This is a genomic window from Rubinisphaera margarita (assembly GCF_022267515.1).
GTDB classification, from domain to species: Bacteria; Planctomycetota; Planctomycetia; order Planctomycetales; family Planctomycetaceae; genus Rubinisphaera; species Rubinisphaera margarita.
The window spans coordinates 373,279-397,430 of the sequence record NZ_JAKFGB010000012.1; the positions used below are offsets into that span (position 1 = coordinate 373,279).

The following is a 24,152-nucleotide window of genomic DNA, read 5'->3' on the forward strand; positions in this document are numbered from 1 at the left end:
TTCGGAGGACCACCGATCAGATCGCTGAGCGAACACGCTCAGCCCATTCGGCGCCCCACAACCAGGTGGCGAGTCGATACTTCTTCATCCGACCGATGACAATCGGGGTATATCGCTCCGTGAGTGGCAAGGCCGCGCAATAGCTGGGAACAATGAGAACGCTTCCAAGTACGAACGAACCGAGCACGATCGTGTTGTTGAAATCCGTCCAGGGAATGACGGGCTGGTTGTAGAGCCAGATCCAGAGAGGTTGCAGTTCCTGGTTGGTGAGCAGAAACTCTCCAATCGATGAACAGACTCCATCCAGCGAAATGGCTATCCAGGAGAACAGGAAGGTGCTGAAGAACAGAGCGGGCAGACTCAGCCTGACGGAAGAGACACCGATCATCAGCATGACCGCGAGCAGATTCCCTTTCGGGACGAGTCCGAGCAGCACGCCACCGGCGAGTCCAGCTGCGATTTCCCGATACGAGCACTCAGCCGTCAGCGAGCGCAGAAACAGTCTCAGGCACTGGATTAAGAACATGAAGCGCGTCCCCCCCTGCCGTGATCGAAGGCTCTCAGCGCAGAGAGCGAACAATCCGTACCTTCTCCGTAATGATTAACAGTCCCCCATCCAGAAATATCGGTATTCCCAGACCCAATGCCGACCGCGCGTTTGATCCACGCTGGCAGTTTGTAAAATTGCCATCATCGATGGCTGGCCTTTTGACTCGATGGGAACCTGTATGACCGAGCGTCCCCGTGTGGCCCTGTTCGTTGAATCGTCCAGCGAATTCGGACGGATGATCCTTCGTGGGATCCGTCGGTATCTCCACGCGCATGCCGCCTGGTCGATTTATCTGCAGCAGCGAGATCTGAATACGAGGCTGCCGGCCTGGCTCGATGGCTGGCGCGGCAACGGGATCATCAGTCGTTCGACGAGTCCCAAGTTTGCCGAGTTGATTCGCAAATCGGGGCTGCCGATGGTCGATCTGACAGATCGATGGGGAGCTCTCGGCGTCCCTCAAATCTGGGCCGATCATGCCGGGATCGGTCGCATGGCAGCCGATCATCTGATTGAACGGCAGTTTCGGCACTTTGCCTTTGCCGGATTCGAGCGGGAGTCGTGGTCGGATCTGAGGAAGGAGGGATTCTCGTCCTGCCTGGAGAAGTCGGGCTTCACCGCTCAGGTCTACGATTCTCCCTGGGATCCGGTCGCCGGCAGAAGTTGGGACGATGAGTTCGCGGCGTTGGTGGCCTGGATTCAACGTCTTCCCAAACCTGTTGGCATCATGGCCGCCAATGATGTGCGGGGCCAGCAGATTCTCGATGCCTGCTGCGAAGCAGGACTGGCGGTGCCCGAACAGGCCGCGGTGATCGGATGCGACAACGACGCCATTCGATGCGAACTGTGCGATCCTCCCCTGAGTAGCGTGATCCCCAACGCGGAACGAATTGGTTATCGATCCGCCGAACTGCTGCAGCAGTTGATGACCGGAAGCCCTTCGCCGGCGGAGCGCGAGATTGTCGAACCTCTTGGAATAACGACCCGCAAGTCGACGGACATTCTCGCCATTGATGATCCCGACATCGCCGCCGCAGTTCGGATCATCCGTGAACGGGCTCTTTTCGGATTGCGAGTCGAGGATATTCTGGCCGAAGTGCCGGTATCTCGCAGCACGCTCGAACGTGGCGTTCGCAAGTATCTGCGCCGGTCACCACAGTCAGAGATTCGACGTGTGCAACTGCAGCATGCCTGTGACCTGCTTGTCGAGACCGATATGACACTCCCGGAGATTGCCAAGAGGTGTGGGTTTGTGCATCCCGAGTATTTCAGCGTCGTCTTCAAACGAGCCTATACGTTGACGCCGGGACAGTATCGAACACTGCATGCTTCCGGTCACGGCGAGGTCTGAACGGGAATCGGAGATCGTGCCAAAATTTCCGTGGAAATTCTCCCATAGCCATAATCGGGAATTCGTACTAGAGTGCGACAGACCCGTCCACGCAGTTCTTTCTGCTGCAAGTTTCCGATCCCAAAACTCGACAAGATCTGGTGCACTCCCGTGCCAAGAATCCGGTTTCTCATTCTTGGTCTGTTGCTGGTCAGCGGTGCGGTGATCGCTGCTGAACTGGCGTTGCGACACAATTACGAAGACGCCTGTGTCCAGTTGGGGCTCAATGGCGGAGATGCCGGCTGGATCCCCTGCGAAACTGGATTTCTACAGGCTCCTCTGGATTGCACGGTTCGATATCCCGTACAGCCCGGGACGGCGATCGATCTGAGATACGACTCGCAGGGATTTCGTGTCACTGCGGAAGACGTTGACGGGAACGGTCAGCGAACAGTCTGTCTGGGCAGTCGCCGCGTGCTGGCGCCCGATCTTCCAGTTGAGCGTACATTTGCGGGACGCTGGGAATCAACGATGGCAGTGTCCCCTTCACCACCAGTTGTCCTCAATGGCGGCATGCCTCGTGGTTGTCCCCTGCTCTGGCAACTGCAGTTCGACTCGCGAATTGCACAGGCATCAGCCGACAGGCTGATCTGCGTCGTTGGCATCGAGAGCTGCGAGAATGATTTCGTGGTTCGGCGGTCAATGGAGTTCGACGCCTCCGGGCGGCCGCAGCTCGGGTGTCATCCGGGGCAGTCTGGAACGCCCGGAACGGACTCAACTCGCAAGCTGATTGACCAATACCGTCTGATTCAGGTCGGATTGCCACTGCTGGGGAATCTCTTCTTCGGAAGAGAGCCAGCGAGCGATCCGTTCGAGTCCGGCGTGCAGCTTGCGACCGAGGTCCCGGTCACCAGTGAACTAATCAGGCAGGCCCTGGAGCCGCTCGCGGATCTGTCCCGCCGGAGTGCTGCAAGCGGAATGAAAATGACGATCGTTTATCTCCCAACCGCGAATGAAATCGCGAGGCGGACGGGGCGTTCTCAGTTGGAACGTGATTCGCTCGCCGAGAACTGTCGGAGGATTACGGAGGAATTCGTCGCCGAACAGCAACTCGAGTTCCTCGATCTCACCGATCACCTCCTCGACAAAGGGGCGCAAGGCCCCCTGTTTCGCGAGGATGGTCGACGACTGACCGCAGCCGGTCATCAACTGGTCGCTGAGGTCCTCAACGAGGCCTTTACCCCACGTCTCGCCTCACGACCCGACGCGAACGTTGTGCAATAAGGCCGGCAGGTTCAGGAAGTTCTTGTCGGACCCGAAAACTCGATCTACAAATACATAAGCAGGTGTCGATGTATTTTCTGAGGGTGCCACAAAGGTCGTCCCTTCCATCGCATCTGCAACGCTAGGTTCTTGAGAGAAGGACGTCTGACAACACGTCTGGAAAGAGGAAGTCCGATGACAGCCAGCGAGTCAACTGATCAGTATTTCCGCGAAGCCGCCGGCATCATGGGATTGTCGGGGAATATGCAGAAACTTCTGCTGACGCCCGAGCGTGAGGTCAAAGTTCAGGTGGCGATGGAAATGGACAACGGCGAGCTGGCCACCTATATCGGCTACCGTGTCCAGCACAATCGATCTCGGGGGCCCATGAAGGGCGGACTGCGGTACCATCCGGAAGTCGATGCCGATGAAGTGCTGTCTCTGGCGACCTTGATGACCTGGAAAACGGCCGTCGTCGATATTCCTTACGGTGGAGCCAAGGGCGGCATCCAGATCGACGCCCGGTCACTCAGTCCCGGCGAACTGGAGCGGCTGACCCGGCGATTTGTGGACGAAATCCATGATGTCATCGGCCCCGACAAGGATATCCCCGCCCCAGATATGGGAACCAACGCCCAGGTGATGGCCTGGATTATGAATCAGTACGAGAAGTACCACGGCTTCAATCCGGCGTGCGTGACCGGGAAACCGGTCGAATTACACGGAGCAGCGGGGCGCGAAGAAGCCACCGGACGCGGTGTCGGCCTGTTGACGATCGCCCTGCTCGAAAAGGAAGAAAAGAACATCGAAGGGGCCCGGATCGCCCTGCAGGGTTTCGGAAACGTGGGCAAGTTTGCCGCTCAATACCTGCATGAACGGGGAGCAAAGCTCGTGGCCATCTCCGATGCTTACGGCGGAATCTATAATCCTCAGGGAATCAATGTGCCGCTTTTGACGGACTATGTCGCCACCCATAAGAAAGTTCTGAACTTTCCCGAATCGGAAGCCATCTCGAACGAAGAGTTGCTGACGGCTGACTGTGACGTTCTCATCCCGGCTGCGATCGGTGGTGTGATTGTCGATTCGATTGTGCCTCACATCCGGGCGAAATACATCGTGGAAGCAGCGAACAATCCGACCGTGCCTTCGGCTGACCGGGCGCTCGCGAAGCGAGGAATCATCCTTCTCCCCGACATTCTCGCGAATGCCGGCGGGGTGACGGTCAGCTATTTCGAATGGGTTCAGAATCGTCAGCACTTCCGCTGGGATCTGGAACGCGTCCGGCACGAGTTGGATCGCAAGATGATTGATGCCTTCGAGACCACGTGGTCTCTGGCCACGGAAAAGAAAGTTCCCCTTCGTCTCGCGGCTTACCTGGTGGGGATCGGCCGCGTGGGGCGGGCAACCGCTCTGGGAGGATACTGATCGCGTTAGAGCAGTTCACTTAGGCTCTTAAAGAAGTTAACGTTCCGTCCGCGTACAATGCAGCGATTCAGGCGAAGAATTCGTTCCTGCGAGGACATATGGTCGAGCATTTCGCTCCAGTGCAAAGGAATCTCTCGTGTCTACGACGACTGCAACAATTGAAGATCTCGAATTCGACAGCACTCCATTGATGCGTGGGCTCAATGAGGCCCAGGTCGAAGAAGTGTTCAACCGAATGGAACACCTCTGCTACGAATCTGATGCTCTGATCCTGACGCAGGGTGAGGCGAATCCCGGGATCTGGTTGCTGAGTGCCGGATGTGCGGAAGTTGTCCGAGACGGAATCGGCGGACAACCCGAACGTGTCCTCGCCGTTCTCGGGCCGGGATCGGTGTTCGGCGAGATGTCGTTCTTCCGAAAGACCCCGCATACCGCCAACGTTCGCAGCGTGCGACAGTCGACGGTCCATAAGCTCTCCTGGTCGGCATTGGAAGACCTGAGACAGGATGCCGGCGACATCGCTCTTGTGTTGCTGACCAACATCGTGACGGTTGCCGCCGAACGACTGCATCTGATGGATAACTGGGTCTGCCGGTTGCTGGAATCGAACGAGGTCCCCTCTTCCAGTGGCGGCGGCGATGCACGCTTTGAAGAGTGGCACGAATTTCGCGCCAAGTTGTACCGAGAGTGGGATTTCTAGAACGTTTGTTCTATGCTGAAGGCTTGCCTCGGAAGGTGTTTGACTGCATTCCGGGAAGTTCAGGATTCGGCAATTGCTCCAGCCCGACCCCGACCATCAAGTTTGAAGAAAACGATGGGACTGATCTGGTAACGCCTGTACCTCCCGAGGGATTGGCTAGAATACCAGTTGTTATTTCGGGCGCGACAGTCTTTGCACTGATCCTCAGCTTTACGTGGCCGCAGCGCGAGCGGCTCGTGGATCTGCTTTTGAAAGAATAAACGTTGGTTGCTCGTAGTTCTGACAATCATGAGACCGTATATCTGGTCGTCAGCGATCCCACGGGAGCCGAAGAACGGCATTCTCTCCACCCTGACCAGGTGACCGATATCGGTCGAGCAAGTACAAACCGCATCGTCCTGCGAGACGAGATCTGCAGCCGAAACCACTGCGAGGTCTTTCACCTGAGCACGGGCTGGATGTTGCGAGACCGGAGCAGCCGGAACGGGACTTTCCTTAACGAAATCCCGGTGGACCAGGATCGGCGACTCGTTGATGGCGATATCATTCGCATCGGTTCGACGATGATCCTGTTCACGGACGACGAGACGGCTTCTCTCAAGCGGGGCCCGTCCCATCTCGATGGCGATACCGCGACGGATATTCGTGTCATCGACGAACCGGCTCCCCTGCCCGAGATCATCCATCGCCAGAAGCGTTCCACACTTCGCGATTCCCCCGATGACACGCTCGGTCCCAATGGAGATCAGCGTGCCGGCGCGAAGTTGTCACGGCTTTACCAGATGGCCCTGAAGATGGGCGAAGCGACAAGCTCTCAGGATCTGGCCGATATCGTGCTCGACGGCCTGGTGGGAGTGACCGGTGCGGATATTGGAGCGGTACTGATTCAGCCAGCCAGTTCGATCCGCAGACGGAAGCGAGTAACCACGCCGAACGATCTGGTCGTGACGAGCTACCGCAGCCTGGGCGAACACACCTATCACAAACTGTCGAGTTCGCTGACGCAACAGGTTATGGAATCGGAAGAAGCGATTCTGGCCCGAGACATCAACACGCGAGCCGATCTCTCCAGTCGGGACAGTCTGGACGAAATGCAGGTGCAGAGTCTGGTCATTGCTCCGATTCATGATGAGCAGGAGTTCTTCGGTCTCATCCATCTGTATTCCACCAATGTCGACAATCCACTCGATGCCGATGGTCTCGATTACACCCTCGCCGTGGCTGATCAATTGGCTGTGGCGTTGCGAAATCTGCAGAAGCAGCTGGAACTGCAGGACGGACTTCAGAAAGCTACCAACGAGAATCGTCAACTGCGCGAGCAGCTGGCAATCGAGAGTGAACTGGTCGGATCCAGCGAAGCGATGCGACAGCTTCGAGAGACCATCGGCCTCGTCGCGCCGATCGATACTGTCGCTCTGATTCGGGGCGAGAGTGGCGTCGGCAAGGAGCTGGTCGCCCGGGCGATTCACTTCAACAGCAAGCGTCGCGACGGACCATTTGTCTGCATGAACTGTGCGGCCCTCAGCGAAAGTCTCCTTGAGAGCGAACTGTTCGGCCACGAGCGAGGCGCATTTACGGGAGCGACCGGCCTCAAGCATGGAAAGTTCGAGCAGGCTCACAAGGGGACGCTCTTTCTGGACGAAGTCGGAGAGATGAGCCCGGCAATTCAGGCGAAATTTCTCCGCGTTCTGGAAGGCCATGCCTTCGAACGGGTGGGCGGAGCAGTTCCGATCAAGGTCGATGTTCGGCTCGTCGCGGCGACCAACCGTGATCTTGAACAGGCAGTTCGCGAGCAACAGTTTCGTAAGGACCTTTACTTCCGACTGCAGGTCCTTGAGATCGCAGTTCCGCCGTTGAGAAAACGGATGGGTGATGTCCCGATTCTCGCGGAGTTCTTCGCGCAACGGTTCGCGAACAAATCAGGGCGCCCGGTTTCGGAGTTTGCCCCCCCGGCGATGGACAAGCTGACGAATTACGACTGGCCCGGGAATGTGCGGGAACTGCAGAATACGGTCGAGCGGGCCGTTGTCCTCTGCAACGGGGAAACTGTGACCCCGGATGTGATCATGCTCTCCAAGCTCGACGGCCAGCCGACTCCATCTGTTGAGCCGGCTTCCGAAGGGCTCGACTACGTCGAGCTCTCAATCGAAGAGCTCGAACGGAATCATATTCTCCGGACGCTCGAATCGACTCAGGGGAACAAATCGCGAGCCGCCCAGATCCTCGGAATCGAGCGATCCACGCTGGACCGAAAGCTCAAGAAGTACGGTTTAAAGAACCGCTGATCGATTCCTGCCCAACCTCTGGTTGTTTTGCCGCCAGCTGGCGGCTTTTCTTCACGTGCGGTCGACTGTCGAGCCGATGTTGTCAACAGGTCACGCGAGTGGAGATCTCGTCGTGTGTTCAGTCTGTCGGGGCTGTTCGAGTTGCTCCGAGTCTGTCAATAGAACGAGTTATTAGATTCTGCTGATTTTACGCGAAATTTTATTGACATCATGCCGGATGCGGCAGAGAATCAGCCAGAGAGGCACACACGATTTCCTTCCACTTTTACTCACATGGAATCTCTAATCGACGGTCCGCCTACTGCTCGCTCTTTGGCGCGACGCGATTTGAGACCTCGGATGCAGCTTTCCCTACCTGTGTTTTCAGCAACGGTTTTCTGAGCACATCTTTCGTAGGTTGAACTGCATTTCGCAGAGGGGTGAGAAAAGTTCCTGCTTTCCAGCGACGGAAATCTTGCGCTCGCTGTTTGTTCACGTTCAGGTGTTTTAAGTTTAGGTATGGAGTAGAGAATGCGAAAATCGAAGAATGTCGAACCTGACTACGAAGTGATGTTCGACGACCAGGGAGCTTACGTCGCAGATTTCTCCGATGCGTTTGACATGGATGAATTTGAGAATCTGGGCATTGATCCAATGGCTCCGACCGACGCCAAGCCGGGCTCGGAAGACAAGGTGATGATGCTCGCCGCTCGTTATGCCGCCGGAATGCCCCTGTGGCACGATTCCGACTGCTACGATCACGCACCCGTGCTCGATGCCGATCTGCTCGAAGGCGGCGAAACAGAATACGACGAAGAGGCGGGCGAAGAAGAAATCGTCTAGCTCGCTCTTGCGAACGGTTTAAGCAAAAACGGAGCCAATTGGCTCCGTTTTTATTTTTGCGCCCATCGGATTTTGATCGTCGTTGCAAAAGAGGCTCTTCGAGGCTTCCGCCCGCCGGGGTATCCGTTCCAACGCCGGCGGGAAGGGGCTACTCCTCGTCGAAATCGACGATCTTTACAATCTCCAGCTCGCGGATTCCCTGCGGCGTTTCAACGGAGACCTTATCACCGACCTTCTTCCCTTCCATCGCTTTGGCAAGCGGGCTGGACGTCAGGACCTTCATCGGTTCGCAGTCGTAATCCTCTTCTCCGGGGCCGACGAACTCATAAGATTCTTCATCGTCCCACTTCAGGTCCTTCACAGTGACTGTGGAACCGAACGTCACGACGCCCTTGGGCATATCGGCCTTATCGACGATGTAGCAGCTCGACAGCTTCGTTTTGAGCATGTTGACTTTGGCCTGGACCATCCCCTGCTGCTCACGCTGCCCGTGGTATTCGGCATTCTCCTTGAGATCGCCTTCGGCGCGCGCCTCGGCGAGTCGTTCAACGATTTCGGGTAGGACGACGGTCTCAAGGTGCTTGATCTCTGCCTTAAGTTTATCGTGTCCTTCGCGTGTGATTGGATGACGTTCCATGGTGTTCCTACTCCCCTTAAAACAAAGACGGGTCGCAGCAATTGACTGCGCCCCGTTGATCTTTTTGAATGTAGCACGTTTGCGAAATGACAGAAAGCGAGAACGGAAAACATTGCGGTCCGTACACAAAGCGGTCCCGGAAACCCGGGACCGATCTTCGTGAGAGGACACCTGCTCTCGCGGGCAGGTTCGATCGGCTCGCGGCCGATTAGACGTCCTGCCAGCTGCGTTCGCGGGCACTCTTCAGCACGGCGTCGCAAACCCTGGCCGTTTCGAGCGCATCCCGGAAGGTTGGCGGACAGGGCGTGCCGTCCTGCAGGCTGCGAAGGAAGTCGGCCACCTGATTGATAAAGGTGTGCTCGTAGCCGATGCACAACCCGGGAACCCAATAGTGATCCATGTACGGATGGTCTCCATCGGTGATGTGGATCGTTCGCCAGCCTCGGACCTGGGATTCGTCATTGTGGTCGAAGTACTCAAGTCGGTTGAGATCGTGCAGATCCCAGCGGATCGAGGCGTGCTCCCCGTTGATTTCGAACGTGTAAAGCGCCTTATGACCGCGAGCGTAGCGGGTCGACTCAAACAGGCCGAGCGAGCCGTTTTCGAAGTGGCAGTGGAAGGTACAGGCGTCGTCGATCTCGACCTTTTCCTTCTTGCCCGTCAGGTTGTGCATTCGCTCTTTAATGAAGGTCTCGGTCACGGCTGAGACGTCTTTGATGGATCCGTTCAGCCACAGAGCGGTATCGATACAATGGGCGAGCAAGTCGCCGGTCACACCGGAGCCGGCAGCCGCTGCGTCCAGACGCCACAAGCCGGCTCCTCCCTGGGGGAGTTCCGCATTGATGGTCCAGTCCTGCAGGAAGTTGGCGCGGTAGTGGAAGATCTTTCCGAGCTTGCCGGAATCGATGATCTGCTTGGCCAGTGTCACGGCCGGAACGCGGCGGTAGTTGTACCAGACAGTGTTCGGCACGCCGGCCTTCTCGACTGCATCGACCATCGGCTGAGATTCTTCGGTCGTGCGAGCCAGCGGCTTTTCGCAGAGGACCATTTTGCCGGCTTCGGCGGCCGCGATGGCCACGGGAGCGTGCTGATCGTTCGGGGTGCAGATATCGATGGCATCGATATCGTCGCGTTCAATCAGCTTCTTCCAGTCGGTTTCGTAGGACGCATAGCCCCACTGCTCGGCGAAGGCTTTCGCCTTGTCTTCCGTCCGGCCACAAACAGCCTGCAGCACGGGTTTGTATTCGAGTTCGCCGAAGAAGTCCCCGACTCGTTTGTAACCGTTGGTGTGCGTACGGCCCATGAAGCCGTAACCGACCAGACCGATGCGAAGTTCTTTCTTAGCCACGTGGTGTCTCCTGTTGATAGTTGTGTCTCGCCGATTGGCGATCATTTCAGTGTACAAGGTGTTCTGGGTAGCCCCGGTTGATTCAACCGGGGTGGCGCAGCCACAAGAGGTCGCAAATGGGCATCGAGTATTTTGTTCAACGCCTCTGTTTGCACCTCGTGCCGACTTCGTCGGCCCCGGTAGCGGAGCAACTGGGGCTACCCTTGGGTGAACTTACCGCTTAACTCCAGCCGTGGGCGTCGCGGACGTTGACCATGGCGGCCAGAATCGTGTTCCAGGTTGAAGCCGTTTCCAGCATTTCGTTCGGGAACATGCAGCCGTCCCAGCAGATGTGCTCGATGCCACGGCTCTGGGCGTCTTTCAGCCAGTAGCCCGAGCATTTCACGATGTCGAGCTTGCCGTTGGGATCGTCGGCTGGGCAGTGCTTGCCGGTCTTGTCGTGCGAACCGGTGCCGTGCACTTCTCCGTCGTTCTGAGCGACATGGAAATCGATCGTCCAGGGACGCAGTGCATCGGTCATCTTTTCGTAAGCCGCCCAGAATTCCTCGTCGGAGTAGCCCGGCTTGAGCAGAGCGCTTTCTTCCGAGTTGTAGCCCATCAGATACAGATAGGTGTGAGCCAAATCAGCCTGGAAGCCGAGTGTCTCAGGGCGATCGACCGTTTCGAGGAGGTTGACCATGTCCTTCCAGGAATGCATGGCTCCCCAGCAGATCTCCCCTTCGGCTGCCAGGCGTTCGCCATTGTCAGCGGCAATATCAGCGGCTTTGCGGAACGTTTCGGCAATTCGTTTCGTATTCGTTTCCGGATCGGCAGCCCAGTCGTGGACGCCGGAGGCCGAGTCGATGCGAATGCAGCCGTAGCTGCGGACGCCATGCTCGTTGAAGACTTTAGCGATACGGCAGGCCTTTTCGACGGCCAGCAGGAACTTCTTCTGAGCTTCGTCGTCGCCCATGGCCGAATCGCCAACCGTTCCCGGCCAGATCGGGGCAACCAGAGAACCGACCTTCAGGTTGTAACCGGCGATCTTGTCGGCAATGGCCTTGAGTTCGTCGTCGGACGCATCGGGATCGGTGTGCGGATGGAACAGGAAGTAGTCAATTCCCTCGAATTTCTGGCCGTTCACCTCGGCGGCAGCGGTCAGTTCGAGCATACGATCCAGGCTGATCGGCGGATGGTCGGTTCCTTCTTCCTTACCAACCAGTCCCGGCCACATCGCGTTATGCAGTTTGGGTTTTGCGTGAGACATCGTGAAGTTCCATTCCAGGGTGAATCGAGTCAATAACGATCAGAATCGGCGGAGATCCCGCGATTTGGAGAACAGCAATAGATCAACGGAGAGTGATGGAATCAGCGAAAGATTTCAACTGTGGGAGGGGCAAAAAGCGACCGCGGCGTCGGTGAGAGCCAGTCAGGACACTCAATTGATGAGTTCGTCCCCTTCCCTGCCGATTCAGGCATGCGGAGAGTCATCGACGAACGGATGCTCATTCCAGGGATCGGTCCAGTTGGGGAAGAGTGTGGTCAGGAGTTTCAACAGAGGATCCTGGGCGACCAGCCGCTGTAATCCCTGTTCCAGTTGATCGGACTGATCCGCAAGAGGGGCCGATAGCCCTTGAGCCAACTCTTCCTCGCCAATACGTCTATTGAGTATCGACGCTGAGATCTTTCGTCGCCACTCTCGCCGAAATTGTTTGAGCAACATCTGCATTCGCACCACAGTTCCGCTTCGAACGTAGATGAGCCCTCCCAAAACCAGAGCCAGTGTGAACGCGATCACGAAAATCAAAGACCATTGGATACCAGCCGCGATAACCGGGGGGGCAGATCCGGCGGAGATCCCCGCCAGAGAATCGCCGAGGAGCCACCAGATTATGAGAGTAGCTGGGATCAAGCAGTGTGTGAGGCAGATGGCGAACAGGTTCTTCCACCAGAAACGGGACGTCAATTTGTTTCGATCCTCCGTGGTAATGTCGCTCAGAGGATCAACTTCTGACTGCTCCTGCACTTCGAGATAGCGACGTGCGTCAGCGGACAACCAGCGAGCGATCCGAGTCAGCGTCGTCTCATACGGCGTCGGTGCGGTGGAATAGAGATCGCATAGACCAGGCAATGCAAGCCGATACCTCTCCCGATACTTCTCCAGCACGGCGAGTTTGTCGAACTGTGTGCAGTAGTCGACAATCAGTTCGCGCAACAGCTGGTGCTTGTGCTGCATGACGGTTTCGAATTGCGACTTCACGATGAAATACCGCATCGTATCCGCGAATTCTCTGCGGAAATCATCCTGCGGGTAGAAGAACTGGTGTTCCATATCGATGGCGAGCGCCAGTTCTTCGAAGCGGGCTTCGTCGTCGGTGACAGCCAAAGCGGGGAGCAGTTCGAGCGAGAGTTGAAACTGGGCGTAGCTCCCGGCGAACTCAGGATTGCCGCCGATGCTCGCCCATACGCGTGGAAAGCGAGGTTCGCCATGGATCTTGTTGGCGACCTGGCTGTCGATGCGGATGAGTCGCAACCAGAGTGGCAGTGTAACCTGGGCGAAGGTCAACTGCGGCAGGCGGTCGGCGAGTTGACTGATAACGGATTCGATCTGCTCGTCGGGAACCGACTGCTGGCAGTACTGTTGAGTCAACGAAATCAGGACCGCCGAGGCAGGACGAGTCTCCAGACCGGTAATGATCCAGTTGAGGAACGATTCTTCTTCGTCTGTCTCAACGGCGTCGGCGAGAACGGCCAGGCCGACATAGTCCTGTTCCGAGAGGATGGTCTGCTGCCGAAGATCGGAGTAAACCTGCTGCAGATCCGCTTGCGAGTCGAGCCGCTCTCTCAATGAGATCAGAGGAGGCCGGGATTCGTTGTAGGAAATCGTGCCCGTGAGCGAACCGGGAAGTTCTTCGATCGGACTCGACAACTCCATGTTGATATCGGGAGTGAGAAAGGCCCGATCGATCGCTTCATTCGACTTGAGTGCTTCGTAAGCTGCTCGAATCTTCTGAAACTCGTCGGGATGGAAGTCAGGCCGATACTTCTTAATGAGCCGGCCGTAAGCCCGCTTCAGATCCCGCATCTCATACTGTTCGGAGAGCCCGAAGAAGCTCACCGGCGAATGAGGCAGCAGGTGCCAGTCAGGCTCGGGGGTCTCACTCATCGCTGTCCTCACTGCTCGGGACGGGTACGGGGAGTGCTTCCGCCGCGTCAGCTGGGGCGTGTCCATGCTGGATCGCCAGCTGATAGACCGTCTCCAGATAGAGCATCACTCTGGCGTGATACTCCTTCAAATCGTCCTCCCGGAGAAAGCCGTGGTCCGCCTCCCATTCCAGGCTCTTCTGGTATTCGCGAAATTCGGAATCAATCTCTGCAAGAGCACCTGCGGCAGCGGGGTCATTTCGCACGTGCCGAACAGCGGCGTATCTCTTATCCGTAGGGGACGGGGTCGGTAAAGCTTGCGAAAGGATCTGTCGCGTCACTGCTCGGACGGGAATCGCCGGCTTCCCGTCGGGATTAACTTCCAGAGCCGACCGTCTCATTCTCGAGCTGACGTTCGGCGAGAATTCCTGCAGGTCGAGTTCGTTAGGCATGAACTGCGAATTGCGATAGGAGACCGCTGGCTGGACTGGTTCCGGAGAATTTCGATCCGACAATGCGTACCGCAAGAGGCTGAAGGCCGGAATGATGACGAAGAAGAGCACCCAGCGCGTGTTTCGTTCCTGTCGATTGCTTTCCTGTGTTTCCTCCTGCTCGGTCTCGGTCATCGAGCGGCGGACAGTGGAGAGGGTCGCTTCGGCCTGTCGTGCCCGCTGAACCGAGAACTGAGCCGGAACGACAGGCGTGGAGGCGGGAGTTCCTTCATTCAGAAACACCTGACGCTGCTTCACCACCTTGCGGCAGTCGATGCGGTCCGCCGTGAGAATCGACGTGACGTAGTCCCGTTTTTCTTCCGCAGACCGCTCGATCATACGTTCATTCGCTCGTCATCACTGGGGATGCTTCAGGCGGACAACTCCGCTTTCGCGGCTGCGACCTGATCCACGACATACTGGACGGCGTTATCGACCGGCACCTTTTCCGGATTCTCAGCCGTGCGGCCTTTGAACTCGACCACGCCTTCTTTGAGTCCCTTGCCGCCAATGACGACGCGGAACGGGATGCCGATGAGATCGGCATCGTTGAACTTCACCCCCGGGCGGGCCGCTCGATCGTCGAACAGGACGTCAATCCCCTGCTTCTGCAAGTCGGCGTACATCTTTTCGGCGACCTGCATGAGTTCGGCGTCTTCAGTATTCAACGGAATGAGGAGAACTTCAAACGGAGCGACGGTAATTGGCCAGATCAGCCCCTTGTCGTCGTGCTTCGTCTCGGCCAGTCCGGCGACGATGCGATTCACGCCGATACCGTAGCAGCCCATGATAATTGGCTCGCGATTTTCGTGCTCGTCGAGGAAGACAGCATTGAGGCTCTTGGAGTACTTGGTCCCCAGCTTGAAGACGTGACCGACTTCGATGCCATGGACGAACTTCAGCGGCTCGCCGCTCTTCGGGCACGGGTCGCCTTCGCAGGCGTTTCGCAGATCATAAGTCGTTTCGAGCTGATAATCGCGGCCGAGATTCACGTTGACGTAGTGCTGATCGGTTTCGTTGGCACCGGTGATGGCGTCGCCGATGAGCGGCACATCATGATCGGCAATAACGCGACATTCGAGCCCGACCGGGCCTGCGAAGCCAATCCCCGCTCCGGTGATCGTCTTGATCGTCGTCTCATCGGCCAGTTCGACGGAACTGGCATCCAGAGCCCGGCGGATCTTGCCTTCGTTGGCTTCATGGTCTCCACGAAGCAGCACGGCGACCGGCTGGTCGTCCGCCAGATAGATCAACGTCTTGATCATCTGCTCAGGCTTGCACTTCAGAAACTTGCAGACGGCTTCGATGCTGCCGGCGTTCGGCGTGTGGACCTTCTCCAGGGCCGCCCCGCTGCCGGAACCGCTGAGATCGGGCGTCTTGCGCCCCGTTTCCGCGCGTTCGAGATTGGCTGCGTATCCGCTCGATTCGCAGTAAACGATGTGGTCTTCGCCGTTCTCAGCGGGAATCATGAATTCATGAGAAGCGTCGCCGCCGATCGGACCACTCTCCGCTTCAACCGGAATGTAGGTCAGTCCGCAGCGTTTGAAGATGCGGCAATACGCGGCGTACATCGCGTCGTACGCTTCGTTGAGCTGTTCGAGCGACGTACCGAAGCTGTAGGCGTCCTTCATCAGGAATTCGCTGGTTCGGAGCACGCCGAAACGCGGCCGCTCTTCGTTGCGGAATTTCGTCTGAATCTGATAGAGCGTCAGCGGCAGCTGGCGGTAACTCTTGATCTGCTTCGAGATGAGGTCGGTGATGACTTCTTCGTGAGTCGGCCCGAGGGCCATGTGGACTTCACGATCGCCCCGCTTCACATCGAGACGAATCAGGACCGAGCCGAAGGCTTCGTTGCGGCCGGTGCGGTCGAAGAGTTCGATCGGCTGCAATGCCGGCATATGAATCTCGACGGCATCCGCGGAGTTCATCTCTTCCCGAATGATCTGAGCCGCTTTCTGAACCGCTCTCCAGCCGAGCGGCAGATAGGTGTAGGCTCCCGCCATAAGCTGGCGGATCAGGCCAGCCCGGATCATCAGCTGGTGGCTGGGAATCTCTGCATCGGAGGGGACTTCCTTCATGGTCGGGATGAGAGTTTTGGACCACCGCATGCGTGCTGCTTTCTTTCCTGTCCAGTGAGCCGGCTGCCGGCTGAGTCTGCCGCTGACCCCGGTCGACAATCAAACGGTGTCGGGGTCGTGTTGAGATCGGATTCTCCTCAGGTCGGAATCCGTTCAGGGGGAAGTTTAACTGTTCTACCGCATACGGGAAGTCTGAGCGCGAACTTGTGGACGTCATCTGCTCCCCGTACACTCCAGATTCGCAATTCGCACAAAAAGTTCTGCAGGAAGAGAGACTTCAGGCATGGCACGCCGATTCGTTAATGAGATTTCTGACGGCGAGACGATCGACGAGGTTTACGTTCTGGCCGATAAACAGCTTCGGGCAAATCGCAACGGCGATACCTATTTGCTGGCCGACTTGCGGGATAAAACCGGGTCGATCCATGGCCTGCTCTGGAATATCAATGAGGAGCAGGTCGCACACATGCAGACCGGCGACTACGTGCGTGTTCGGGGCAAGGCTCAGCTGTATAACGGCAATCTACAGATGATCCTCTCACGGGTCGATGTGTCGCCGGCGGACGGTGTCGACGCCAGGGACTTCCAGGCGGGAACGAACCAGAACGTTGAAGAACTTTTCGTTCGTCTTTCGGACTTCATGGAGAGCCTCTCCGACCCCGGCATGCGGCAGCTGATGCAGTGCTTCCTGGCCGACGAATCGATCGTCAACCAGCTGAAGACGGCTCCCGCTGGCGTGAAAGCGCATCATGCTTACCTCGGCGGACTGCTCGAACACATCGTGACTCTGATGAGTGCAGCCGACCGCATGGTCGATCTCTATCCGAGCGTCAATCGCGATCTGTTGCTGGTGGGAGTTTTTCTGCACGACCTCGGAAAAATCCGGGAACTGGGCTACGACGGCACATTCATCTACACCGACGAAGGCCAGTTGATTGGCCATCTGATTATTGGCGTCGAGATTCTGAATGAGAAGCTCAGTGAAGTCGCGGACAAGGGCTCTCCGGTGAAGGAAGAGTATGTTCTGCGGCTCAAGCACATGATTGCCAGCCATCATGGAGCTTACGAGTTTGGCAGTCCGAAACTGCCGATGACGCCGGAAGCGATCGTGCTGCATCATCTGGATAACATCGACGCAAAAGTGAACGAATTTGCTTCGATGATCGATGCCGATCCGAACCGGAACTCGAACTGGACGGCATTCAGTCCGCGAATCGACCGGAAGCTGTTCAAAGGGCTGGTCGGAACCGAGTAAACGGGCCGGGATCGATCTGCCAATTCGATCGCAGGAGCCGTCTACGGAACGACCGCGGCACGAGAGTGTGAAAGGACAATATGGCATCTCTCAAGCAGCAGATCATCGACTACATGTCACGCGGCAACTACGAGCCGATGACGCTGAAATCGCTGGGAAAGAAGCTCGGCTTCAAGAAGAAGGCTCTGGACAAGCTGAACGAAACGGTTCAGCGACTCGTGGATGCCGGACGCGTTCAGCGTGACGAAACCGGATTGTTGCATGTCCTCGACAAAGCGACGTCGTTGCACGGGATCCTGCGGAAGGTGTCGACCGGAAATGGTTACGTCATCCTGCATGAACCGAAGCCAGCTGATATCACCGAAGATATTTTCATCGAACAGCGGGATCTCGGCGATGCCCAGACCGGCGATGAAGTCGCGGTCGCGTTGACGAACCGCCGGAAGTCGGGCAGTCAGCGTTGCGGGCGGATTGTGGAAGTCCTTCAACGGGCGACAAACCGCTTTGTGGGGCTGTACTTCGAAGAGGATGGCCAGGGATACGTCTTCATCGATGGACGTAACTACGAAGAAGCGATCTGGGTCGGTGACCCGGGGGCGAAGGGAGCCCGGCCCGAAGACAAGGTCGTCATCGAAATGCTTCGTTTCCCGACGCAATACGCCGTCGGTGAAGCGGTCGTGGTTGAGGTTCTTGGTGAACGAGGTAAGCCGGGAATCGATACGCTCACGATCATCCACGAGCACGGACTTCCGACCGAGTTTCCCCAGGCCGTCCTGGAACAGGCCACGAAACAGGCCGAGGACTTTAACGAGAAAGACTTCGGTGGACGACTCGATCTGACACTCGATCCGATCATCACCATCGATCCCGCGACCGCCCGCGACTTCGATGATGCAATCTCGCTGACGCAGACCGAGAATGGGCACTACCATCTCGGCGTGCACATCGCCGATGTGTCGCATTTTGTACAGCCAAACACCCCGCTCGACGACGAAGCCTACAAGCGGGCCACGAGTATTTATCTGCCGACGCAGGTTATCCCGATGTTGCCGGAGGTGCTTTCCAACGGCCTGGCCAGTTTGCAGCAGGATCGCATTCGCTTTGTGAAGTCAGCGTTTATCGAGTTCACACCCGAGGGTGTTCCGGTTGATACGCGGTTCGCGAATTCTGTGATCAAGGTTCGCAAGCGGTTCGCCTACGAGCAGGTGATGGACTTCCTGCAGGATCCGGAGAAGTATCGCGGACAGTACGGCGACACGGTATCCGACCTGTTGTTACGGATGCAGCAACTCGCCCGAATTCTGCGGACGCGTCGATTCGAACGCGGTTCGCTCGAGTTGAGCATGCCGGAGATCCAGCTTTCATTCAACGCGGACGGTTTTGTCTCCGGAGCCATCGAGGCCTCGCATGACGAGAGTCACCGGATCATCGAAGAGTTCATGCTTGCGGCCAACGTGGCTGTCGCCACCGCTCTCACCGAAAAGGGAATCTCGTTCCTGCGGCGAGTGCATGGCGATCCGTCGCCGGAGAAGCTGAAGTTGTTCAGCGAGTTTGTCGACTCACTCGGGTTGACTCTACCACGGAAGCAGACCCGGGCCGCCCTGCAGGACCTGCTGGAAGAAACAGCGGGAACGCCGTTGCAGCGGGCGGTCCACTATTCGTTCCTGCGAAGCCTGCAAGCCGCCGAGTATTCACCTGCCGACGAAGGACACTATGCCCTGGCGGCTGAGCACTACTGCCACTTCACCAGCCCGATCCGTCGCTACCCTGACCTCACCGTGCACCGGATTGTCGATCGGTTGCTTATTCGCGGCGAGAAGTACAAAGGAGAGAGCTACGAGAAGGTCGAAAAGGTCGGCCTGCATTGCAGCGAAATGGCACGTCGAGCCGAGAAGGCCGAGCGCGAACTGACCAAGCTCAAACTGCTGCAGTATATGGAGCAGTTCGTCGGGCACGAATTCGATGCGGTCGTTACCGGTGTCGAGCGATTTGGTCTGTTCTGTCAGTGCCTCGAAGTGCCTGCCGAAGGAATGATCCACATCAGCGTGCTTTCGGACATCGACCAGTTCTACTTCGAGCGGGAGTCGCACAGCTTGATTGGCAAGCGGACGAACTTGCGTATCCGGCTGGGAATGTCGGTACGGGTGAAGATCGCCCATGTCGATGTCGACCGGCGCGAACTCGACATGAAGCTGATCCGGATGCTCAACGACACCGGGAAGCCAGCGTCGGCAAAGAAGCCCGGCCTGAAGAAAAAGCGGATCAAACGCAAGTCGTCCAAACCGCAGCAGCAGCAAACGAAGAAGCAGCCGCCGCGGAAACGCAAACAGTAATTCGGCAGAGAGAGCCAGGCGTCCACTCCGGTTCATCAACAACAAAGCCCCGGCAATTCCAGCCGGGGCTTTGTTGTTGGTTTAGACGACGGAGGTTGGAACTACTCAGCGATCTTGTAGCAGAGCAGGAGATCCTGATCGCGGAGGAAGAGTTTTCCATCGGCGACAACAGGACGAGCCCAGGCGTTTTTCCCGCTTCGTTCCGGCTGGTCGAATTGGCCAAGCTGTTCAAACGCGTTGGGGTTCGCACTGATCAGGTACATCGGGCCGCGCTCGCTGCGGAAGTATAGGCAGCCATCAGCATAGGTGATGGCTCCCTTCCCATTTCCGGAAAGCCGCTCCTGCCACGTTGGTGTTCCGGTCTGTGCGTTGAGGCAGGTCAGAATATTGTCGTTCGCTCCGTAAATGTAGCCGTCGAGTTCGACCATCCCGCCGTGATGGTTCTTCATTTTCTCTGTTTTGTAAGCCAGCTTGGGCTTCGTGATGTTTCCGCTGAAATCAAGCAATGCGCCCCCCGTGCCGTAACCGGAGGCGTAGAAGATCGACTCGTCCAGCTCGATTGGGGAACTGCAGTTGGCCGTATCATTGGCCGCGTTGTCATCGCCCCAGAGAGCCTGGCCGCTCGAAGCATCAACGGCAAACAGCCCACTGTGGCAGAAGTTTACGTACTGCTTCCGTCCGCGAAGATCGGCAACGATGGCCGAGGCGTATCCCGCCTTCGGATTCTGCGGCACCCTGCACTGCCAGATTGGAGACCCGTCAGACTTCTTCAGAGCCACCATCGTAGCCGCAGTCCCACCGGGCGTGCAGATGAGCTTGTCGCCATCGATCAGGGGAGACTCAGAGATTCCCCAGACGATATTCGAAGCGGAGAACCGCTCCAGGATATTAATGGTCCAGATCAGCTGGCCGTCGTCGGACGCACAGGTGAGGTCACCGGCTGCTCCGAGTGTATAAAGCGTTCCGTTATCCCACGTGGGCGTACTGCGGGGGCCATTACCCTGCCCGTCCTGAAAAACACTGCCGTTACGAATTGCCCAGAGTTCGGAACCGGTCTTCAGGTCGAGAGCAATAATCGCTTCCTGGTCGGCCCGCGTTCCCATCGTGAAGACTTTGCCATCAGCGATACTGACTGACGAATAACCTTCTCCCAGGCCGCGGGCGGTCCAGAGCAGTTCGGGGCCCGATTCAGGCCATTGCTTCAGCAGTCCGGTCTCAGGGGAACGATTTTTCCGGTCCGGTCCCAGGAACTGCGACCAGGGAGCGTTGTCTGTGGATCCCTCCGTCCCGGGTTCATTGCTTGCCACGGTGGTCCCGGTGGGAGTGCTCGAAGGATTTGGATCATTCCGATAAATCCGCGTCGGCTGTCCTGTGGACGTTGTAAACACCGAGATGAGATCGCCAACCGCGAGCTGCGCGACCTTGGCCGATCGCTTATTGATGATCACCTTCAGATCGCGGCCGTTGACTGCAAAGACTTTTTCGTCGTCCTGAAGCGTCGACGCGACCGTGATCGAACTCTGATCCGGCGAGATCTTTGTAATCCGACCAGTGAAAGTTGCCCCACTGACGTTCTGGGCGACAACGAGGACAAAAGCGAGCTGCAAAGCGATCCAACGGAGTGCCATATCACGAGAGTCCTTGCGGGGGAAGCCGGTCCAAATCTATGATGCCGAGTGGCATATAGGGAAATTGTGCCGCGTACGCGAGAATCGGGAAATCGCCTTGCCGCACGCCGGTCACTATGCCGAAAGAAATTTCAAATTGCAACATCAATCTGAAAGCTCCGATGCACGAAATCGTGCATTTCGAGCGTTCAAATTTGTCCTGCTGAGGACTCGACACAATGACGCAGAGCATCTCTGAAACCCTGGCAAGCCTGGGACTGCAATTGCCGTCCGCACCGGACGCTGTCGGTGCCTACGTGCCGGTCCTGCGGTCGGGGCATCTGGTGATGACAAGCGGCCAGTTGCCGACGATCGGCAAGGAAGTCGCCTTCCAGGGCCAGGTGGGGCACGACCTGACGCGCGAAGATGGTCGGAATGCCGCGGAGGTCGCCTGCCTGAACGCTCTGGCGCAGATCGCCAAAGAGGTCGGTGGTCTGGAGAACGTGAAGCGGGTGGTCCGGCTCGAAGGATTCGTGCAGTCAGCAGCCGGCTTTTATGACCAGCCTTACGTGATGAACGGAGCTTCGGAGCTGCTGCTCAAGTTGTTTGGCGATGCCGGCAAGCACACGCGTTTCGCGATCGGGTGTAATACCCTGCCGCTCAACGCTGCGGTTGAGCTGGCTCTGTGGGCCGAAGTCTAAAGCGCTTCAGTCCCACGAAGTTTGTATTCCGAGGGTGTGTATTCTGAAAGTGTCCAACAACGGGGATTCGACGGATCTCAAGCGAAATCGGCACGTCGTTAATGCCAACGACGCGCCGGTTGATGCCGTCTCCTGTTGGGGACGAGGCGAGGATGCGAAGCGCAGACTTCGCCAGAAGTGATTACTTCTTATGGCGGATCTTTGCTCGCATACGTCTTTTCTTGCGCCCGATCTTTCGACGTCCTTTACCTGTCTTCTTCGTACCCATGCAGGAAATTTCCTCTTTCTTTGTCTACTGGTGAATTGCTGATCGACGATCGACAGGGAGAGAAGCTATCAGATCCTTGATAGTTATGCAAACTCAGCCCGGTCCGTCGAAAATGTTTCCCTCGAACCAGAATCTCTGACTTGTTGAAACAGGCTTGCGGCCAGTTCAATCTCGTATACTATTAACCGTGACGATTCGCACATAGCTGGGCCGGCGTGCTGACATCTCACGAAGCGTCAAAATTTAAGTTAAAGTGATTTGATCCCTATTTCGGGGAGCGGGAGCGGTATGACAGTGCTCACATCTTCAGCCAGTGCGGCGGGGACGAACCCACGCCTTGGACAAACGGTCTTCATCGTCGACGATAATGAGAGTGTCCGGCTTTCACTCTCTTACCTTCTTCAATCGGTCCATCTGAACGTGAAAACGTTCGCTTCGGCGAAAGAATTTCTGGAATATGTCGACCCGCACTCCGATGGCTGTGCGATTGTCGACATTCTCATGCCGGAAATGAGCGGGACCGAGTTGCTGCGGGAATTGCTCAAACGGAAAGTTCTGTTTCCCATCATCATGCTGACCGCACACGCCGACGTGCCAGTCGCGGTTGAGTCGATGCGACTGGGTGCCTTCGACTTTCTGCAGAAGAGTTGCAGTGAGCAGGAACTGATGGATTGCGTGCTGCACGCTCTGCAGGAAAGCCACGCGCTGCATACCAATGTCCATAACGAGCTTGAAGTCCGTAAGCTCATGGCGGGACTTTCTCCGCGTGAAGCCGAAGTGACCGAGCATGTGATCACGGGCCAGACGAGTCGGGAGATCGCCGCAACTCTGGGGATTTCTCAGAAAACGGTCGATACCCATCGCGCCAACGTGATGAAGAAACTCAAGGTCAGCAATGTAGCGGAGTTAATCCGTAAAGTTGTTATGGTTCGCCAGGACTCCAGAACCTCTGACCAGTAACCGTCTCACCGGACCCGACGATCGACTCGATGAATCGCTTCCGCTGGCGTAATCTTCTGCTCACGGAGACTTTCGCGGAAGCGTTTTCCGTGACAGGTACGCGAATCCTGGTCACGGCGGAGACCGAACGCTGGGTTGAGATCGCCGCCCGGGAAGTGACCGGTTACGGGACGAGCGTGATCTCCTGCGATGCCGAAGCGGGGCTCGATCAGATGCTCTGTCCCGAGGAGACTCCCGACGGCCGTCCGGGAGCCGCGTTGATGTTCTTTACCTTCAACCGCGATGCTCTGGCCAAAGCGATGATCAGCCGCGTCGGGCAATGTCTGCTCACCTGCCCGACCACAGCCGTGTTCAACGGGGTCGATCTTTCAGACGAAGAACCGAAGTTCATCGATCTGGGAAATCAACTCCGGTACTTCGGCGACGGCTTCCAGGCGTCCAAAGTTATCGGCGATCGTCGTTACTGGCGGATCCCGGTTATGGATGGAGAGTTTCTCTGTGAAGATCGCATCGAGAGCTTTCGCGGCGTCGCTGGCGGGAATGTTCTGATCGGCGGTGAGACACAAGCTGCTGCACTGCGGGCGGCTGAATCCGCGACGGATGCCATGCGGGAATGTCCGCAGGTAATTCTCCCCTTCCCCGGCGGCATCGTGCGGAGTGGAAGCAAGGTTGGCTCGCGGTACAAAGCCCTGAGAGCCAGTACTTATGATGCTTACTGTCCGACTCTGAAAGCGCGAACCGAGACCTGTCTGCTGCCGGAAACTTCTGCGGTCTACGAGATCGTCATTGATGGGCGGTCCGCCGATCATGTGGGTGCGGCGATGCGGGCGGGACTGGATGCGCTCTCTGAGTGCGACGGCGTTACAGAGGTTTCTGCCGGAAATTACGGGGGGAAACTGGGGAAGCATCACTTCCACCTGCGAGCTCTGACGGAGGAAACTGCCACGGCGAGTCGATAAGATGGCTTCTTTCGCCCATG

At 57.2% G+C, this 24,152-nt stretch carries 19 protein-coding genes; 11 read left to right on the forward strand and 8 right to left on the reverse strand.

All coding sequences use genetic code 11. From position 1 onward, the window contains the following. Positions 1-16: 16 nt before the first annotated feature. On the reverse strand, positions 17-526 hold the full coding sequence (locus L1A08_RS10025) for a TIGR03546 family protein (protein WP_238756225.1): 510 nt from the start codon (positions 524-526) through the stop codon (positions 17-19). Between the two features lie 202 nt (positions 527-728). On the opposite strand from L1A08_RS10025, the gene L1A08_RS10030 reads away from it, so the two are divergent. The 6 genes from L1A08_RS10030 to L1A08_RS10055 all read left to right on the forward strand — a co-directional run bounded on the left by L1A08_RS10030 (position 729) and on the right by L1A08_RS10055 (position 8,372). Next, a complete protein-coding gene (locus tag L1A08_RS10030; RefSeq protein WP_238756226.1) occupies positions 729-1,898 on the forward strand; it encodes a XylR family transcriptional regulator in 1,170 nt (389 codons plus the stop codon). A gap of 150 nt (positions 1,899-2,048) precedes the next feature. Continuing rightward, positions 2,049-3,161: a hypothetical protein gene (locus tag L1A08_RS10035; RefSeq protein ID WP_238756228.1), complete on the forward strand. Its 1,113-nt coding sequence runs from the start codon at positions 2,049-2,051 to the stop codon at positions 3,159-3,161. A 174-nt stretch (positions 3,162-3,335) separates the two neighbouring features. Beyond that, positions 3,336-4,565, forward strand: coding sequence for a Glu/Leu/Phe/Val family dehydrogenase (locus L1A08_RS10040; RefSeq protein ID WP_238756230.1), 1,230 nt, complete (start codon positions 3,336-3,338; stop codon positions 4,563-4,565). A gap of 136 nt (positions 4,566-4,701) precedes the next feature. Beyond that, a complete protein-coding gene (locus L1A08_RS10045) occupies positions 4,702-5,265 on the forward strand; it encodes a cyclic nucleotide-binding domain-containing protein (RefSeq protein WP_238756231.1) in 564 nt (187 codons plus the stop codon). Positions 5,266-5,528: 263 nt separating this feature from the next. Then, positions 5,529-7,550, forward strand: coding sequence for a sigma 54-interacting transcriptional regulator (locus L1A08_RS10050; protein ID WP_238756233.1), 2,022 nt, complete (start codon positions 5,529-5,531; stop codon positions 7,548-7,550). 510 nt (positions 7,551-8,060) lie between these two features. Beyond that, a complete protein-coding gene (locus L1A08_RS10055) occupies positions 8,061-8,372 on the forward strand; it encodes a hypothetical protein (RefSeq protein ID WP_238756235.1) in 312 nt (103 codons plus the stop codon). A gap of 148 nt (positions 8,373-8,520) precedes the next feature. Here L1A08_RS10055 and L1A08_RS10060 read toward each other — a convergent pair whose 3' ends face one another. The 6 genes from L1A08_RS10060 to L1A08_RS10085 all read right to left on the reverse strand — a co-directional run bounded on the left by L1A08_RS10060 (position 8,521) and on the right by L1A08_RS10085 (position 16,079). After that, entirely contained in the window at positions 8,521-9,009 is a 489-nt protein-coding gene (locus L1A08_RS10060; RefSeq protein ID WP_238756237.1) for a GreA/GreB family elongation factor, read from the reverse strand. Positions 9,010-9,217: 208 nt separating this feature from the next. Then, the gene (locus L1A08_RS10065; RefSeq protein ID WP_238756238.1) at positions 9,218-10,357 is read right to left on the reverse strand and encodes a Gfo/Idh/MocA family protein; all 1,140 of its coding nucleotides are present in this window, start codon (positions 10,355-10,357) and stop codon (positions 9,218-9,220) included. 220 nt (positions 10,358-10,577) lie between these two features. Next, positions 10,578-11,603, reverse strand: a complete 1,026-nt coding sequence (locus L1A08_RS10070) for a sugar phosphate isomerase/epimerase family protein (protein ID WP_238756239.1) — start codon at positions 11,601-11,603, stop codon at positions 10,578-10,580. 204 nt (positions 11,604-11,807) lie between these two features. Continuing rightward, positions 11,808-13,502, reverse strand: a complete 1,695-nt coding sequence (locus L1A08_RS10075) for a J domain-containing protein (protein ID WP_238756240.1) — start codon at positions 13,500-13,502, stop codon at positions 11,808-11,810. Further along, positions 13,495-14,310 carry a hypothetical protein gene (locus L1A08_RS10080; protein ID WP_238756242.1) on the reverse strand — a complete coding sequence of 272 codons (816 nt, stop codon included), beginning with the start codon at positions 14,308-14,310 and terminating at the stop codon, positions 13,495-13,497. Before L1A08_RS10080 ends, L1A08_RS10075 begins: the two co-directional genes overlap by 8 nt. A gap of 32 nt (positions 14,311-14,342) precedes the next feature. Then, positions 14,343-16,079, reverse strand: coding sequence for a proline--tRNA ligase (locus tag L1A08_RS10085; RefSeq protein WP_238756243.1), 1,737 nt, complete (start codon positions 16,077-16,079; stop codon positions 14,343-14,345). Positions 16,080-16,332: 253 nt separating this feature from the next. On the opposite strand from L1A08_RS10085, the gene L1A08_RS10090 reads away from it, so the two are divergent. Next, positions 16,333-17,304, forward strand: coding sequence for a 3'-5' exoribonuclease YhaM family protein (locus L1A08_RS10090; RefSeq protein WP_238756245.1), 972 nt, complete (start codon positions 16,333-16,335; stop codon positions 17,302-17,304). 80 nt (positions 17,305-17,384) lie between these two features. Then, positions 17,385-19,637, forward strand: coding sequence for a ribonuclease R (rnr, locus tag L1A08_RS10095; RefSeq protein WP_238756247.1), 2,253 nt, complete (start codon positions 17,385-17,387; stop codon positions 19,635-19,637). 101 nt (positions 19,638-19,738) lie between these two features. Here the strand turns inward: rnr and L1A08_RS10100 are convergent, their stop codons facing one another. Next, positions 19,739-21,265 (reverse strand): PQQ-binding-like beta-propeller repeat protein, encoded by a 1,527-nt coding sequence (locus tag L1A08_RS10100; RefSeq protein WP_238756248.1) that lies wholly within the window; start codon positions 21,263-21,265, stop codon positions 19,739-19,741. A 218-nt stretch (positions 21,266-21,483) separates the two neighbouring features. Between L1A08_RS10100 and L1A08_RS10105 the strand changes: the two genes are divergently transcribed. The 3 genes from L1A08_RS10105 to fhcD all read left to right on the forward strand — a co-directional run bounded on the left by L1A08_RS10105 (position 21,484) and on the right by fhcD (position 24,132). Then, on the forward strand, positions 21,484-21,945 hold the full coding sequence (locus L1A08_RS10105; RefSeq protein WP_238756250.1) for a RidA family protein: 462 nt from the start codon (positions 21,484-21,486) through the stop codon (positions 21,943-21,945). A gap of 556 nt (positions 21,946-22,501) precedes the next feature. Continuing rightward, complete coding sequence (locus tag L1A08_RS10110) at positions 22,502-23,173, forward strand: response regulator transcription factor (protein WP_238756252.1); 672 nt, start codon at positions 22,502-22,504, stop codon at positions 23,171-23,173. Between the two features lie 29 nt (positions 23,174-23,202). Next, positions 23,203-24,132, forward strand: a complete 930-nt coding sequence (gene fhcD / locus L1A08_RS10115) for a formylmethanofuran--tetrahydromethanopterin N-formyltransferase (protein WP_238756253.1) — start codon at positions 23,203-23,205, stop codon at positions 24,130-24,132. The last annotated feature ends 20 nt before the right edge of the window (positions 24,133-24,152 follow it).